We start from the raw sequence: 999 nt of genomic DNA, 5'->3' as shown, positions 1-999 counted from the left end.
CCTAGACGAGTGATTCCGAACACGGTCAGTGGTCATAGGCGGTCAGTGATCGGGTGACGGGTTGGCCGGTGCGGTGGTTGTGCCAGATTGCGGCGGCCATGGCCAGGATCCGCTGGGCGACGCGCACGGCTACGCCCTGGTCGGTGCGGCCGCCGTGTTGTTCCAGGTCGAGTTGGCCTTTGAGGGTGTCGTTGACCGATTCGATGAGCTGGCGGACCGACTTGAGCATCGGCTCGCCCGCCCGGGCGATCTCGTCTTTGCGGGAGGGCCGCAGCAGGGTGATGCCCTGGGCGGCCAGTGACCGTTCGAAGTCGGTGGAGGCGAAGCCCTTGTCGGTGATCAGCAGCAGTCCGGGACGGGCGGCGATCAGGTCGGCGTCGTTCTCCAGCATGGCGGCCAGTACCTCCCGCTCGCCGAGCTTGGGGTCGGCCAGCGCCCACAGGATCGGCATCCCGGCCGGGGTGCACACCAGATACAGCTTCAGGCCCCAGTAGAAGCGGGAGTGGGAGGCGCAGTAGCCGTAGTTGGCCCAGCCCGCCACCTGGCTGCGCTTGACGGTCGGCCGCGACATGCCGCACGGCACGGGGGTGGAGTCGGTGATCCACACGGTGTCGTGCCAGAAGTCGCTGTCGCGGGCCAGAGCGCGGATGATGCGTTTGATCTGCGGCAACGCTGCTCGTAGCCGCTTGTTGTAGCCCGGCTGCAGTGGCAGGAAGGGGAACAGGTGGCCCAGGTGCTTGCGGGCGTGGCGCAGCCAGCGCGCCTCGCTGTGGTGGCCGAGCATCGCCTGCATCACCGCCAGGCAGATCAACTCGGAGTGGCTGAGCTTGGGCGGGCGTCCGGGCAGCCGGGCGATCCCGGCGGCATCGTCGTCGATCTTGACGTACAGTGCGATCACGAGGGTGTCCAGGTCGGTTTTCACACATTGATCTTGGACACCCTCTTCGCATGCCGGGGCCGCTTCAGCACATCGCGATCATTAGGAATCACTCGTCTAGG

Annotated in this window: 1 protein-coding gene; it reads right to left on the bottom strand. The window is 66.7% G+C overall.

The genetic code is table 11. The annotated features are described in order from the left end of the window. Positions 1–25 precede the first annotated feature (25 nt). A complete protein-coding gene (locus ABGB11_RS42425; protein WP_347641374.1) occupies positions 26–922 on the bottom strand; it encodes an IS982 family transposase in 897 nt (298 codons plus the stop codon). Between the last annotated feature and the right edge of the window lie 77 nt (positions 923–999).

This window comes from Actinomadura sp. B10D3 (assembly GCF_039871695.1).
Classification (GTDB): Bacteria; Actinomycetota; Actinomycetes; order Streptosporangiales; family Streptosporangiaceae; genus Spirillospora; species Spirillospora madurae.
Note: the sequence above shows the minus strand (reverse complement) of the source record. Positions and strands in the feature narration are given on the sequence as shown.